The 13,402-nt window shown below is 34.6% G+C and carries 15 protein-coding genes; 3 read left to right on the top strand and 12 right to left on the bottom strand.

The window, feature by feature from the left end:
* The first annotated feature begins 2 nt into the window (after nucleotides 1-2).
* From CDW55_RS07385 to typA, 3 genes are all read left to right on the top strand, one after another.
* Nucleotides 3-1,748 (top strand): M56 family metallopeptidase, encoded by a 1,746-nt coding sequence (locus tag CDW55_RS07385; RefSeq protein ID WP_088469114.1) that lies wholly within the window; start codon nucleotides 3-5, stop codon nucleotides 1,746-1,748.
* Between the two features lie 141 nt (nucleotides 1,749-1,889).
* Nucleotides 1,890-2,126, top strand: coding sequence for a YdcH family protein (locus CDW55_RS07380; RefSeq protein ID WP_088469541.1), 237 nt, complete (start codon nucleotides 1,890-1,892; stop codon nucleotides 2,124-2,126).
* Nucleotides 2,127-2,351: 225 nt separating this feature from the next.
* On the top strand, nucleotides 2,352-4,157 hold the full coding sequence (gene typA / locus CDW55_RS07375) for a translational GTPase TypA (protein WP_088469113.1): 1,806 nt from the start codon (nucleotides 2,352-2,354) through the stop codon (nucleotides 4,155-4,157).
* Between the two features lie 306 nt (nucleotides 4,158-4,463).
* Here typA and CDW55_RS07370 read toward each other — a convergent pair whose 3' ends face one another.
* The 12 genes from CDW55_RS07370 to CDW55_RS07315 form a co-directional block, all read right to left on the bottom strand.
* On the bottom strand, nucleotides 4,464-4,931 hold the full coding sequence (locus CDW55_RS07370) for a cytidylate kinase family protein (RefSeq protein WP_088469112.1): 468 nt from the start codon (nucleotides 4,929-4,931) through the stop codon (nucleotides 4,464-4,466).
* 19 nt (nucleotides 4,932-4,950) lie between these two features.
* The gene (locus CDW55_RS07365; RefSeq protein WP_088469111.1) at nucleotides 4,951-5,829 is read right to left on the bottom strand and encodes a viperin family antiviral radical SAM protein; all 879 of its coding nucleotides are present in this window, start codon (nucleotides 5,827-5,829) and stop codon (nucleotides 4,951-4,953) included.
* A gap of 131 nt (nucleotides 5,830-5,960) precedes the next feature.
* Nucleotides 5,961-6,722, bottom strand: coding sequence for a LytR/AlgR family response regulator transcription factor (locus CDW55_RS07360; RefSeq protein ID WP_088469110.1), 762 nt, complete (start codon nucleotides 6,720-6,722; stop codon nucleotides 5,961-5,963).
* Nucleotides 6,723-6,821: 99 nt separating this feature from the next.
* Nucleotides 6,822-7,097, bottom strand: a complete 276-nt coding sequence (locus CDW55_RS07355; RefSeq protein WP_143332939.1) for a hypothetical protein — start codon at nucleotides 7,095-7,097, stop codon at nucleotides 6,822-6,824.
* A 105-nt stretch (nucleotides 7,098-7,202) separates the two neighbouring features.
* Nucleotides 7,203-7,784 (bottom strand): hypothetical protein, encoded by a 582-nt coding sequence (locus CDW55_RS07350; RefSeq protein WP_088469108.1) that lies wholly within the window; start codon nucleotides 7,782-7,784, stop codon nucleotides 7,203-7,205.
* Nucleotides 7,785-7,990: 206 nt separating this feature from the next.
* Entirely contained in the window at nucleotides 7,991-8,566 is a 576-nt protein-coding gene (locus CDW55_RS07345; protein WP_088469107.1) for a hypothetical protein, read from the bottom strand.
* A 242-nt stretch (nucleotides 8,567-8,808) separates the two neighbouring features.
* On the bottom strand, nucleotides 8,809-9,282 hold the full coding sequence (locus CDW55_RS07340) for a hypothetical protein (RefSeq protein ID WP_088469106.1): 474 nt from the start codon (nucleotides 9,280-9,282) through the stop codon (nucleotides 8,809-8,811).
* Between the two features lie 166 nt (nucleotides 9,283-9,448).
* Complete coding sequence (locus CDW55_RS07335; protein ID WP_088469105.1) at nucleotides 9,449-9,973, bottom strand: hypothetical protein; 525 nt, start codon at nucleotides 9,971-9,973, stop codon at nucleotides 9,449-9,451.
* Nucleotides 9,974-10,183: 210 nt separating this feature from the next.
* Nucleotides 10,184-10,909 carry a DUF4375 domain-containing protein gene (locus CDW55_RS07330; protein WP_088469104.1) on the bottom strand — a complete coding sequence of 242 codons (726 nt, stop codon included), beginning with the start codon at nucleotides 10,907-10,909 and terminating at the stop codon, nucleotides 10,184-10,186.
* Nucleotides 10,910-11,233: 324 nt separating this feature from the next.
* Entirely contained in the window at nucleotides 11,234-11,545 is a 312-nt protein-coding gene (locus tag CDW55_RS07325; protein WP_088469103.1) for a hypothetical protein, read from the bottom strand.
* A gap of 396 nt (nucleotides 11,546-11,941) precedes the next feature.
* Nucleotides 11,942-12,571: a hypothetical protein gene (locus CDW55_RS07320; RefSeq protein WP_228399622.1), complete on the bottom strand. Its 630-nt coding sequence runs from the start codon at nucleotides 12,569-12,571 to the stop codon at nucleotides 11,942-11,944.
* 176 nt (nucleotides 12,572-12,747) lie between these two features.
* Nucleotides 12,748-13,299 carry a DUF7010 family protein gene (locus CDW55_RS07315; protein WP_088469101.1) on the bottom strand — a complete coding sequence of 184 codons (552 nt, stop codon included), beginning with the start codon at nucleotides 13,297-13,299 and terminating at the stop codon, nucleotides 12,748-12,750.
* Between the last annotated feature and the right edge of the window lie 103 nt (nucleotides 13,300-13,402).

The raw sequence follows: 13,402 nt of genomic DNA, 5'->3' as shown, positions 1-13,402 counted from the left end.
GCATGCAACTCTTTTTTCTTTATCTGGCAAAAGTTATTTTAACATCGGGTGTAATGTTTTGCTACTACTGGTTGTTTCTTAAAGACAGGACTTTTCATCATTACAACCGTTTTTATCTGCTTGCTGTTTTGGTCATCAGTTTGCTGCTGCCGCTTCTGAAAGTAGATTATTTTACAGTTGAAGTAAACAGCGGTATTTATATGTTGCTTAATAAATTAAATAATATTAACGAATCAAAAAATTTAAGCCATGATCACTTTTATTATCAGTTTACTGCTTTCGGTTTTGGAGTGGCTGCTCTCTTTTTCCTGACCAGACTTTTCTACGGAATCCTTAAAATAGAACTGCTGAAACGCAAATACACCAGAGAAAAAATCGGGGACATTAATTTTTACCAGACCACTCTGCACGAGGCTCCTTTTTCATTCTTCAGAAATCTGTTCTGGAAGAATTCCATTCCACTGCACTCAGATTTGGGAAAGCAAATCCTAAAGCACGAAATGGTACATATCGAACAGAAACATTCCTTAGATAAAATCTTTATTGAAATTCTTACGTCCATCTTTTGGTTCAACCCGTTTTTTTACCTTATTAAAAAAGAAATAAGTTTAATACACGAATATCTGGCCGATAAAAAGGCTATTAAAAACTCGGACATGAAAGCATTTGCGCAGATGCTTTTGGCAAGTCAGTTTTCCGGAAACCACTTACCTGCCGCGAGTCCGTTCCTAAGTTCTAACCTCAAAAAAAGAATCACAATGCTCACAAAATCAAAAACCAGATTCAGCTATGCGCGGCGTTTATTCGCATTGCCCATTCTCTTCATCCTTGCGTTCGCCTACCTTGTTAACGCAAAAAACAGAGAAATTAAAGAAACCAACCTCGAAATCGAAAAGTACATCACCGCGGTACAGAACGATACCTTAATCACAAAACCTGATGCTCCTGATGCTCCTGTTGCACCACCTAGTCCGCAGGTTCCGCCTGCAGTAGAAAAAGAAATCAAGCTGAAAACTGAAGAACTTAAACCGCTGAATGATGCCCTGATGAAAAACAATGAAGAGGCAAAAAAAATCAGCAAAGAAATGAGCCTTACAGGCAAAAAACTCGAGAAATTGGCTAAGAAAAATGACTTCGACAGTCCTAAATTCAAGAAGCTTGAAAAAGAAATGAGGCAGCTCAGCGGAAAAATGGATCAACTTTTCAATTCTGAAGATTTTAAAATCAACATGAAAAAGCTTGAACTGAAACAGGTAGAAATGGATAAACTCTATGCCCAGCTCGATTTCTATAATTCCGACGACTTTAAATTAAAAATTAAAGAATTTGAAAACCAAGCGAAGGAAGCCGACCGACTCTACAACTCACCCGAATTCAGGAAAAAGATACAGGAAGCCGAGCTCAAAGCATTAGAAATGGAAAAGAAAGTAAATTCTCCTGAGTTCAAAAAGCAAATTGAAGAAGCTGAGAAACGCGCCAGAGAAGTTGAAAAACAGGTTAATTCACCAGAATTCCAGCAACGGTTAAAAGCAGCGGAAATTGCAGCAGAAAAAGCCGCCAAAGCTTCATTATCAGCAAACCTGCTCAGAAATGACGATGCCGATGTGAAAATTTATATCGATGGAAAACCTGTTACGAAAGAAGAAATGAACAGCCTGTCCCCCAACCGCATTGAAAGAATGAATGTTTATAAGAAAGGATACAACGGCAGCAAAGCCAACGAAATTCATATAACAACCAAAAAATAACGCCAACAATTAACAACGCTAAAGCCTCAGAACTTTAGCGTTTATTTTTGTACTGGCTTTAAAGATGTGATAATTTTCATGTACCGTTGGTTTAATATTTTCCTTAACTTTAATCTATCAAAATTCCTAAAATTTAAAGTCATGGAAAACCACAACCTAACCCACGAATTTCCTGAATACACAGACAAAATCAATGTCCTGAAGCTGAATGACGAAATTTTCAGAAAAATGTATGTGAATTACGAGGAGGTAAACGCGCTCATTCAGCATTACGAAGAAGGTGAACAGAATCACACTACCGACGATCACTTAACCGCTTTACGCAAAAAAAGAGTTCATTTAAAAGATGATCTTTATTCATACTTAAGGCAGAACTAGATTTACATATCAATCTGTTCCCAAAGCGGCCGATGTAGCCGCTTTTTGCATGCACTGACGCTGCGGAATTCTGATCTAATCAAAACAGATACTCCGATAACCAAACCCACTTCTGAGAACTCAATTAAACTTTCCTTAATTTTCTGTATTAATTTCTGTTAATTCTATATCACTTTGCAAATTATCCGGCAAAAAAGTTTACTTTTGCACCGTCAAAAAACGATTATGCAAAACATTAGAAATATCGCAATCATTGCGCACGTTGACCACGGAAAGACTACGCTGGTCGACAAAATCATTCACGCCACCAGTGTTTTCCGCGAAAATCAGGAATCCGGTGATCTTATCATGGACAATAATGACCTTGAAAGAGAGCGTGGAATTACCATTTTATCAAAAAACATTTCGGTAACTTATAAAGACACCAAAATTAATGTAATCGACACACCGGGCCACGCCGATTTCGGAGGTGAGGTGGAAAGAGTACTGAAAATGGCTGACGGAGTTCTGCTTTTGGTAGATGCCTTCGAAGGGCCAATGCCGCAGACGCGTTTCGTACTTCAGAAAGCTTTGGAATTAGGTCTAAGACCGGTTGTGGTTATCAATAAAGTTGATAAGCCAAACTGCCGTCCGGATGAAGTTCACGATCAGGTATTCGACCTGTTCTTTAATCTTAATGCCACCGAAGAGCAGTTGGATTTCCCTACATTCTACGGTTCATCAAAACAGGGCTGGTTCAATACTTCCCTAGAGCCTACAGACAATATTTTCCCACTATTAGATGGTATTTTGGAACACGTTCCAGCTCCTGACGCTAAAGAAGGTCCGCTGAGAATGCAGATCACTTCCCTTGATTTCTCTTCTTTCTTAGGAAGAATCGCGATCGGTAAAATCACCCAGGGTTCTGTAAAAGAATCGGAATGGATTGGTCTGGCACAGGAAGACGGCAACATCATCAAAGGAAAAGTAAAAGAATTATATGTTTTCGAGGGTCTTGGCAAAAAGAAAGTTCAGGAAGTAAAAGCAGGTGATATCTGCGCGATCGTAGGTTTTGATAAATTCCAGATTGGGGATTCATTCGTAGATCTTGAGAATCCAGATCCGTTGCCACGTACCGCAATCGATGAGCCTACTTTGAACATGACGTTCTCCATCAACAACTCTCCTTTCTTCGGAAAAGACGGTAAATATGTAACTTCAAATCACCTGAAAGAAAGGTTGATGAAAGAGTTAGAGAAAAACTTAGCATTAAGGGTTGAACCAACTGAAGATGCCAACACGTTCCTGGTATTCGGTAGAGGTATCCTTCACCTTTCGGTTTTAATTGAAACCATGAGAAGAGAAGGCTATGAAATGACCATCGGGCAGCCACAGGTAATCCTTAGAGAAATCGACGGGGTGAAATGCGAGCCTTATGAATCTATGGTAGTTGACGTACCTGAAGAATATGCTTCAAGAGTAATCGATTTGGCGACTCAGCGTAAAGGTGATCTTCACATCATGGAAACCAAAGGAGAAATGCAGCACATGGAATTCGAAATCCCTTCAAGAGGATTAATCGGTCTACGTTCTCAAATGCTTACCGCAACTGCGGGTGAAGCTATTATGGCGCACCGTTTCGTAGATTACAAGCCTTTCAAAGGAGCGATACCGGGAAGATTGGTAGGCGTATTGGTAAGTAAAGGTCAGGGACCGGCTACGGAATATTCCATCGCAAAACTTCAGGACAGAGGTAAATTTTTTGTTGATCCGGGTGAGGAAATCTACGAAGGTATGATCGTGGGCGAACAGAACAAACCTGGAGATTTGGTGGTAAACATCGTTGAGGCAAAACAACTGAATAACATGCGTGCATCAGGGAAGGATAAAGACGGCAGCGTCGCTCCGAAAATCTTATTCTCTCTTGAAGAATGTATGGAATACATCCAAGGCGACGAAGCGATTGAAGTAACACCAAACTTCATCCGTATGCGTAAAAAAGTTCTTTCTGAAAACGAAAGAAAACGCATCGAAAGAGTCGCAAAAGGATAAATTATTCTTAATCATATACAGCGCTGTTAGAGCTTGGAGCTCTAACAGCGCTTTTTAATTAAGCTCCGTCTGTCGGGGCTTTTTCTATAGTATAAAAAAATAACCACCATCAGATTTTGGGTAAAAACACGGTTTGGGCATTAAGGTTTTTACTATTCCCACAACCTGGGACCGAAGATTCCTTACCCTTTACTTTGACATTTCTTTGACATTTCTTTGGTAACACTATTTTTTTGAGTGTAGTTTTGTTTTTTATTGTTTTAAATTAAAATAATTAACAATCGTCTGGGAAATTTCTTCTCACGTTTAATTGATTACATTAATTACCAGATCATAATGACATTCATCTGTATAATCAATCTGATATGCATTTAAAAACTGACTTTTAAAACTTTCATTTCTTTCCCTGACTGTTTCAAAGTTTTCATCAGGGCGATTTGCTGCTTTCAGTCGTTCTAGCGCATCTTCTTCACTTATTTTTAGATATACGTGTAAGGCATTTCGGACAAACCTAAAACCCATTCTGTAATCTACCACAAGTTGGTCTTTCTCATTACAAAAACTCCCGAATTCTGCATCTATCTCTTTATCAATAGAAACGTTTTCTTTGCACCGCTTTTGAAATTCCGTAATGTGAATACCTTCCTGCTGAGCTCTTGCCCTAATTATGGTGCCCAGTGAAACGAAGTCATAGTTCAGTTTCTCCGCAAGCAGTCTCCCTATAGTACTTTTTCCCGAAGCAACTTCTCCTGATAAAGTAATTTTTGTTTTCATTTTCTAAAAATTAATCATTTTATTTCCAGTTATAAACACCTTTTCTGTTGATGAAATTTTGATAGTTGTAGTTCATTTCACGGTAAGTCATTTCAACACCGTTATTGAGAATAGACTGGCTGTATTCCTGCATCCCGTTCTTGTTATTGTAAAATCTTCCGGCAGGATCCACCATCACATAGCTGTCTTTCATTTCACTGTTGTTCTCTCTTATCAGAATGTTTTCTTCCAGAAACTGCCGGTGATTCGAAATAAATGTGCTGAACATTTCATCATTAATGACAAAATCATCGATATGCTTATCGTTCTCTCCTTTAACAGGCAGTACCTGAAATACTTTCCAGCGTTCTGGCTTTGCATATGCTATTACCTCACTCATCGATTCTTTGTAATTCAACTGATGAATGACCGTATTGATTTTTAAGCGATACTTATATTTTCTGATCCTGTCAATCAGCGTGAAATGCTCCTTTCTTGTCAACATTTTTTTGCCTGTAACCGCTCGTCCCGACTTTAGATTGGTTTCATCCGCCAGACTGTCAATGCTGATAATGATCCAGTCGAGACTTTCTTTATTTTGGGCCAGAAAGGCTTCATTAATTCTGCTGCCATTGGTAACGATCATGGTAGTCATTCCATAGTTTTTGGCTTCAGAAATCAGTTCAGAAATCCAGGGACATAAAGTGGGTTCACCACCGGCAAAAGTAATTTTTTCAAATCCAAATGCTGCAAGTTCACGCACAAGCTGCAGCGACTGCTCTTTCGGAAGATGTCCTTTGGGCAGCAGTTTTTTGGCATCATAAAAAGGAGCAAAGCAAAACTTGCATCTCATATTACAAGGTTCCCATAAATGATAATTCACTGAAGGAATGATGATATTCCTTTCTTCTGTTTCCATAACTTTATTAAATGTTTAATTTGTTGTGATGTCTAATCATCAAATCAACATCCATAAAACAAAAAAATGCGTCTCCCAATCATAAGAAGGGAGACGCAGTAACAAGAGCGGTAAATGGGGAAACAAGGCCGTTAGCCAAAATTCTTTTTGATGTCAGTCTGGTAAGTTTCTGACACTGGTAAATGATGACTTTTTGTCTTGCCCCAGTCATCAAAAACACTTATTTCGATGGTGGCTGTTTTTCTGTGGTAGCAGTGGATGTATTTTTTATTCACCCGAAACGATTTATGAACCGTGACAAACTGCGATTTCTGCAGACCTTTTTCTTCCATTTTGGAAAAAGAAAAATCGATGAGATTTTCCGGCTTTCGGTTGATGAAATAAATCTGCTTATTGTTGGATTCTGAACCGGCACGCTTATCGGCACACAGGTACACAATGTCATCAATCAGAATTTTATTTCTTTTTGTTTTGTTGAAATCCAGATACACATAATCCAGATTCGAGAAAAGATAAACTTCTTTCAGGAACCTGATAAAACTTTTTGCAAACTGTTCTTCGGTAAAGGGCTTGGTGATATGATCGACACAGATCTCTGCATCCCTCTTCAGTTCTTCGACATCCTCAATATAATCAGCCGTGTTAATGCTCGCAAAGAACACCGGAAGATTCAGCTCGGTGGCCACTTCTATCCCCGACATGCTGTCGTTACCCAAATCCAGATCTGCCACCAGAATATCTGGAGTCACAGTTTTTAAATGTTCAAAGAAGTCATCAGAGCTGCTGCTCTTCAGTACAAGTTGAGCGTTGGGTATCTTCTCCAGATAACCCGCCAGTTTTTCGAGCTGTTTCTTATTGTCTTCTATAAGGGCGATGCGGTAGATTTTTGTCATTGATTGGTTTATGATAAGTCAGTCTGGCGGAAAAAAATACTAAATGGCTGGATATTCATTTTAAACCCAGGAGACTTAAGCAGCTGGGATTTTTCTAGATCAGCCGGAAAAATATTCAAATTGTATGTGATGATCATCCAGTAACTCGGTAAACAAATCAAAGGCAGTCATTTGATTTTCGAGTCTGAGGAGCAGCGCGGCCGGTAATTCCTCATAGGTTACATTCAAAGATTCACAGAGTTTGCCGACCTCCGAAACAGTCGCACACCTTTCGTACTCGAAATCGGATCCCAGATCCTGCAAGTCCATTCTCACCTCAGCCGGACTGATGGTGAGCCAAATAACGCGTCCAAAATGGTCAGAGTAGATTTGCATGACTTGTATTCTTAGATTTTTATTTTTTTAAGTTTTTGAAGTGTGGAGCGCTTTGTAAATTAACGGTCAAAGTCCGGAGACTTTGCCGAGCAGGATGCTTGGCTTTTAGCGGTAGTCTTTTATCTTTTGAAGGATAATTGAGTTATTACTGTTGCTGTTTTTGTCAAGTACTATATTCAGAATTTGATTATAAAGTTCCCTTTGTTTCGGATTTGGAACATTCATTGGGTTCATCTGAATTAATTTTCCATCTGAATAAAATATGATGATGTTTGTTGACATCCCATCCAAATCTGGCATAATATCTTTATCATTAAAATCTTCTAATCTAAAAGAGTCAGTGATTTTTAAAATTTGCTGAACTTCAGTTTCAGATACATTTGTTTTGAAAGGTACCAATTCAGGTCTTTCATTCAAAAATTCTTTATAATCATCTCGGTCTTTTGAACTTGTGATTCCTTTTTCGGGCGGAGGCGGTGGTGGCGGTGGATTATATGAGGTTGGACTATAAAAAATCAAATAGTTTTCATTAAGGTTAAAAATCGTCTCAGCAGGTTGATGAAAACTGGGATAATATCCAATTTTTATCAGGATAGGTTTTGGTTTTTCAGTTTTAGCTTCTTCAACTTTTTTGTTACAGGAAATTAAAAAAAAAAGACAAAACATTGTTTGTATAATGGCTTTCATAGTATTACAGTTTACGAAAAAGTACTTGCGAAGATCGGGCTGGATTTAACTGAAAGTTCAATTTCGACCGAACGAAGCAAATTGCTTTTTCAGATTACCAAATTACAAAAAAAGTAATATGAAAAGCAAGTTGCGACTAAATGCAACTGGTAGTTCTATTATAAATTCAGCCCCACCTTTTGCAAATACCATGTTGTACTATGTTTTTATTTTTTGAATTTAGCGATTACCTTTCTAATATCTTCTCTAAAAATCTCAAGCATATCATTTTTAGTAACTAAATATTTATCATCATCTTTATTATCGGTAAATTGGAACCAATAGATATCTTCTTTGATTATGAAAATATTATCTGGCATGTCTTTGATTTTTATAAATTGAGAATTTCCATTTAAATCAACAATTTTTTCAGAGTAATCATTTCCAGAATTTCTTTTTAAAAGACTTTTCAATTCTCTATTTTGTTTTTTAGGAAATGCTCCGTGTGTTGGTTCATAAACAAACCCAACTTTACTTTTTTCTGAATAACAAATTGCTAAAATATGTTCGTTTTCATTTACTTTTATTATTCTGAATTCTCTAACCCATTCAAAACCTGCATTTTTCATTTCCTCACTAAGTATTTGAGCTGCGTCAATTTCGTTTAGCCAAGCAGTTGCTAGTCTTTTGCCTTGTAATTTTTCTTTTTTACCATAATTTTCATAATAGTTTTCAGAGTTGAATTTTTGAGAAAATAGTAAACTTGTAAAAGACACAAAAATGATAGAGTAAATTAATTTCATTATTTTATAGGTTTAGTTTTGTTGCAATATCGTACAACGGAAAAAGTATTGGCGAAGAGCGGGCCAAAATGGACTGAAAGTTCAATTTAGACTAAACGTAGCCGATATTTTTCCATGAAGTTAAATTACTAAAAACTAGCGAAATGGAAAAATAGCGGCGGCTCTAAATCACAAATCTTCAAACTTGCATTCAACCCCGCATTTTGCCAATATGTTAGCTGTAGTTGCAATTTGCAAATTTTTTATTTAGTCTGTAAAATTACAATACCGCCTTTTAAATCTAAATGTGGAAATTTATCTTGATAATTTTTTTTACTTAAGATTTTTATATTTTTTATTGAGTTCAAGTCAATTAAGACATTTGTTTTTAAATTCTCTGAACTTACAGGATATCCGTCAATGATAAGTAGCCCAAATTCAGGAATACTCAAATTTTTAATAGTTTTATTTTTTAAGTTTTCAGATTCAATGATATTACTATTTCCTTTCGATTTTATATTAATAGTTTTATTCCTATTATTTTTTGTAATTCTGTTAACTTGTTCTTTACTAGAATAAAAATTTTTAAAATTTATTTTCAGTGTGTCAAAAAAGACAGAATAACCATTTTCTTGAAGTTTAACAATTTTAGTATGATTATATGTAATTGATCTACTTTTACAAGAAAATAAAATCAAAGCAAATATAATAGTGTAAAAAAGTTTTTTGATTTTCATTTAGTCGGTCTGATTTTCTGTAATTACAGCTAACGGTTGCGTATTTCTTTTGGCGGGGACTTTTTATAACAAGTCTTTGTAAATATAACAAAAAGAACAATTAGCGAAAATCTTTATGATGTAAACTTCAACCCCGCTAATAGAAATACTTTGTTGCACGACGTTTTTATAAAATTATACCTCCGTACTTTATCAAAGTCAAGTGTGCATTTTCCATAAAGTTGATAAACGTTGTGTTTTCAGTTGCTTTGGCATTATAAAATTCGAGATAATATTCGTGTGGGTTTACGCTATTTAATAACGGATTTTTGTGTCCAGTATAAAAAATCCAAAATTTAAATCTTTTGGTTTGACTATTTGGATTCAGTAAAGTAAGTTCGTCGATCCATCCAATCTTTAAATGATAACTTCCGTTAATCCAGTAAGGATCAAGTAAACCACTTTTTAAAATTATTTTAGTTTTTTCATTACTCTGGTCGTTAAATTCCAGAGATTTCATTTCTCCTAAGATCACTTTGTTTCCGACAGTTTTAATTTGAGATTTTAAAAATTTAGGGTAGTGCTCTTTTTCGTACTTAGTTTCAAAAATTTCTTTTGCAGGGTAATATTTCCCCGAGTCAATGTTTTCAGCTTGTCCAAAAATGAAAACTGGAATAATTATTAAAATGATTTTTAGAATAACGGTTTTCATAAAATGTCGTACAATGGAAAAAGTATTTGCGAAGGGCAGGCTAAATTTAACTAAAAGTTCAATTTCGACCGAACGAAGCAACTTGCTTTTTCAGATTACTAAATTACCAAAAAAGTAATATGAAAAGCAAGTTGCGACTAAATGGAACAAATCTTTCTACTTGGTTTCAGCCCCGCCTTTTGCAAATACAATGTTATCTGCAGGCGTTTTTTACTTTTCAGTGAATTTGTCAATTTTTTTGTCGATATATTCTACAATGTGTTTATAATATTCTTTTTTAAATTCCTTGTTGTAATAATAATCTTCTAATTTTTCAGCCGACTTTATTTCAGCATATCCACCAGTAAATGCTTTCCATCTTTTTTCCCAAGACTTGTTTTCATCATTAAAAATTTGCTTTCTTTTTCCATAACTGTCAGCATTTCCCATTAATTCATTTAAGCATTTTTCATAATCATTTTTCAGTTTTGGAAGTTTTAATTCATCAAAAGTTTCTAAAACAGCAAATGCAAATTCAGGTTTGTTAAAAAAGAATTGATTAACGCCTCCGTTATCAACGTCTCCATTAAAAACCAACATACAATAAAAAACTTTTTGAGGACGATTTAGTTTATTGAAAAAATTTTGAGTTGGTATTTCTTCTCCCGCAATTTTTGGTAATTTATCAAAATATTCATACATATATTCCCAAAATCTATTATCATATTCATCAAAATTTTCCCAAGAATATTTTTTGTCTAAATTTTCTAGAAATTCTTTATTATATTTTGGTGCATAAATTACTTCGGTTTGATTTCCGTCTTCCAAACTGTAAAAGGGAACATTTTCATTACTTTTCACCTCAATATTTACAAGATTTTTTCGCTGTCTTATAAAAAATAATACTCCGAAAATAATTAATGTTGTAATTCCAATAAAAATTAAGGTTTTATTCATTTTTTGCTATTTAATGAGGGTTTTGATACGCTTGCAGACAACGAAAAAGTATTTGCGAAGAACGGGGCTACTGCAAACCAAAAGAGGAATGAAAAACCGCCTGGAGCAAAATGCTTTTTCAGATTTCTAAATTAGGGAAAATAGAAAGATCAAACGCATTTTTGCGCCTTTTATTAACTAAGCTTCGGAAGAAAACGTCAACCCCGTTTTTTGCAAATACACTGTTAGCCGTCGTTTTTTATCTTTTTTTGAATAATTACTAATCCAAATAACCTAATTCAAATAACTTTTACCACATTCTGAATCTTTGTTTGAGAATGTTTTTTATACGGTTTTTGTCATTGCTATCGTCATCATAATAAATATGTACAAAAATGGAATTGCACTTATAAATATCCATAAAATATTTTTTTTTAAATCAGTTTTGTATTTAGAAATCAACTGTAAAGTATTAATAAAAGACCAAAAAACACCACCATAAAATATAAATAATGATAAAGGAGCTCCGTACTGATATATCAATGTTCCTCTATAATATTCAAGAAATTGTCTTATCAACATTGCAGACAAACAAATTCCAATTATTAGAATTCCATTTTTTTTCGTCCAATCTAAATTTTCTAGAATAATTTTCATTTTAAAGTTCTGTTTTTTTTAAAATGACCGCTAACTCTCAAATATCCGAATATATTTCCAATCTCCCAACATAAATTGCGTGGTAAAACGTGATTATCCCATAACAGAAAGCACAACCCAAATCTACCAACATTTTTCAATGTCGATTTCTTTCATGTAGGTTTTCTATTTAAATGTGGGTTGTAGAATTACCGCCAACGGAAAAAGTATTGGCGAAGTGCGGGCTTAATTTGAACGAAAGTTCAATTTCAGACCAATCGTAGCCAATATTTTTTCAATGGAACTAAGTTAATCAAAAATGTGGAATTGGAAAATATTGGCGGCTAAATATTACAAAAAGTACAATTTAGGCATAAACCCCGCATTTTGCCAATACAATGTTATCTGCAGGCAAAACTATTCTTGCTGAATCCAATTGTATTTTCCATTTTCTAGATAAATTACTCCACCTCCGCAACTTTCTTCTGCATGAATAAATATTCCATCATTTTTTAGTTTTATTTTATCTTCATCTTTTACTTCATCTTCTGTAATAATTTCTCCTTCATCGCTTACATTATTGTAATATATTTCGTTTTTTGGGGCAATTTCAAATATTCCTGCCCAATCAATTTCATCAAAGCCTTGGTTTAAAACATCTTTTCCTAAACCTAAATGATCTATCTTTTTTTTGTTTCCAAAAATTATTCTCAATCCACTTTTTCCATTTTTAGTATTTCTTACAATTTGAATTATTTCATCAAGATTGTCACCATCCAAATCACATTTAATAGTATTTACTTTATGTTCTTTTGAAATTTGAATTGTATCTGTTTTATTTAGATTTTGATTAATTTTAGTTGAGTCAATTTTAGTGGAAGTAATTTTATTACTTTTTTCGAGAATATTATTTTTTTTCTTCTCCTTACAACTAAAAAATGATATTAAAATAAATATAAAAAATAGGTTTCTGTTTTGTGGCATAGCTGTCAAATTTGCTTGCAGATAACTCTCAAATATCCGAATATAATTCCAATCTCCCAACATAAATTGCGTGCTAAAACATGATTATCCCATAACAGAAAGCACAACCCAAATTTACCAATCATTCCCTTTATCCCAATACGGCAAACCGTAAACCATTTCCCGTGAAAACACCCACAAAAAAACCTGAAATTTGAGGTTGTGCAACGGTTACCCTTATTAGCGGTTAGGCTTTTATTCTATGTTTTGATTTTTCTGTTTTTCAAGACTATAATTGATACTATATATACTATGATAATTGCTATTGGAATTACTACAAATCTGTCTGAAGGAAACAAATACCAAAGAATTAAAACTAAAATAGTCCTTACAATTGAATGAAATAGTCCAACCCAATGGTCAATTATCCAAGTCAAAGGAACCCACATTAATCCCGTCAAAATCCCAACGGTTAATGGAAGAGAAGTGTAATCTACTATGAAAAAAGGTATTGCGATTGAATAGACTAAAATAGCTTGAGCCACTGTAAGAAAAAATAAATTATCAAATGTATTTTTAGGCTTACGTTTATCAAGATAGTCTTCACCTGTCAACTTTGAAACTGCCATAGATAAATAAACTATTGAACCGGTTGCTATAAACAAAACCCAAACAGTAATATTGTCAGGAAAAAAAATCCCTGAAATAGCTACTATCAACCACGCAATTAATCCTGCAATCGGAGAAGCTAAAAGCTTTTTGCTTTTAAATTCTTCTTTTTGTTCTTCAAGAGTTCTATGATTTCCTGTCATTTTCTATAGGTTAATTTCGTTCGGCGATTTATTATATGCTGACCGCTAACGGTTCGGGTATTGCCGAAGGCGGGGATTTTAGCACAAAAGTTGAACCGAAGAA

Source organism: Chryseobacterium sp. VAUSW3 (assembly GCF_002205795.1).
GTDB classification, from domain to species: Bacteria; Bacteroidota; Bacteroidia; order Flavobacteriales; family Weeksellaceae; genus Kaistella; species Kaistella yananensis.
Note: the sequence above shows the minus strand (reverse complement) of the source record. Positions and strands in the feature narration are given on the sequence as shown.

What these genes read in the sequence shown, in the direction of transcription:
- CDW55_RS07345 (WP_088469107.1), bottom strand. Translation starts at nt 8,566, where the DNA reads ATGAAATTAATTTACTCTATCATTTTTGTGTCTTTTACAAGTTTACTA.
- CDW55_RS07335 (WP_088469105.1), bottom strand. Translation starts at nt 9,973, where the DNA reads ATGAAAACCGTTATTCTAAAAATCATTTTAATAATTATTCCAGTTTTC.
- CDW55_RS07320 (WP_228399622.1), bottom strand. Translation starts at nt 12,571, where the DNA reads ATGTTGGGAGATTGGAATTATATTCGGATATTTGAGAGTTATCTGCAA.
- CDW55_RS07360 (WP_088469110.1), bottom strand. Translation starts at nt 6,722, where the DNA reads ATGACAAAAATCTACCGCATCGCCCTTATAGAAGACAATAAGAAACAG.
- typA (WP_088469113.1), top strand. Translation starts at nt 2,352, where the DNA reads ATGCAAAACATTAGAAATATCGCAATCATTGCGCACGTTGACCACGGA.
- CDW55_RS07385 (WP_088469114.1), top strand. Translation starts at nt 3, where the DNA reads ATGCAACTCTTTTTTCTTTATCTGGCAAAAGTTATTTTAACATCGGGT.
- CDW55_RS07325 (WP_088469103.1), bottom strand. Translation starts at nt 11,545, where the DNA reads ATGAAAATTATTCTAGAAAATTTAGATTGGACGAAAAAAAATGGAATT.
- CDW55_RS07380 (WP_088469541.1), top strand. Translation starts at nt 1,890, where the DNA reads ATGGAAAACCACAACCTAACCCACGAATTTCCTGAATACACAGACAAA.
- CDW55_RS07355 (WP_143332939.1), bottom strand. Translation starts at nt 7,097, where the DNA reads ATGCAAATCTACTCTGACCATTTTGGACGCGTTATTTGGCTCACCATC.
- CDW55_RS07340 (WP_088469106.1), bottom strand. Translation starts at nt 9,282, where the DNA reads ATGAAAATCAAAAAACTTTTTTACACTATTATATTTGCTTTGATTTTA.
- CDW55_RS07370 (WP_088469112.1), bottom strand. Translation starts at nt 4,931, where the DNA reads ATGAAAACAAAAATTACTTTATCAGGAGAAGTTGCTTCGGGAAAAAGT.
- CDW55_RS07330 (WP_088469104.1), bottom strand. Translation starts at nt 10,909, where the DNA reads ATGAATAAAACCTTAATTTTTATTGGAATTACAACATTAATTATTTTC.
- CDW55_RS07365 (WP_088469111.1), bottom strand. Translation starts at nt 5,829, where the DNA reads ATGGAAACAGAAGAAAGGAATATCATCATTCCTTCAGTGAATTATCAT.
- CDW55_RS07350 (WP_088469108.1), bottom strand. Translation starts at nt 7,784, where the DNA reads ATGAAAGCCATTATACAAACAATGTTTTGTCTTTTTTTTTTAATTTCC.
- CDW55_RS07315 (WP_088469101.1), bottom strand. Translation starts at nt 13,299, where the DNA reads ATGACAGGAAATCATAGAACTCTTGAAGAACAAAAAGAAGAATTTAAA.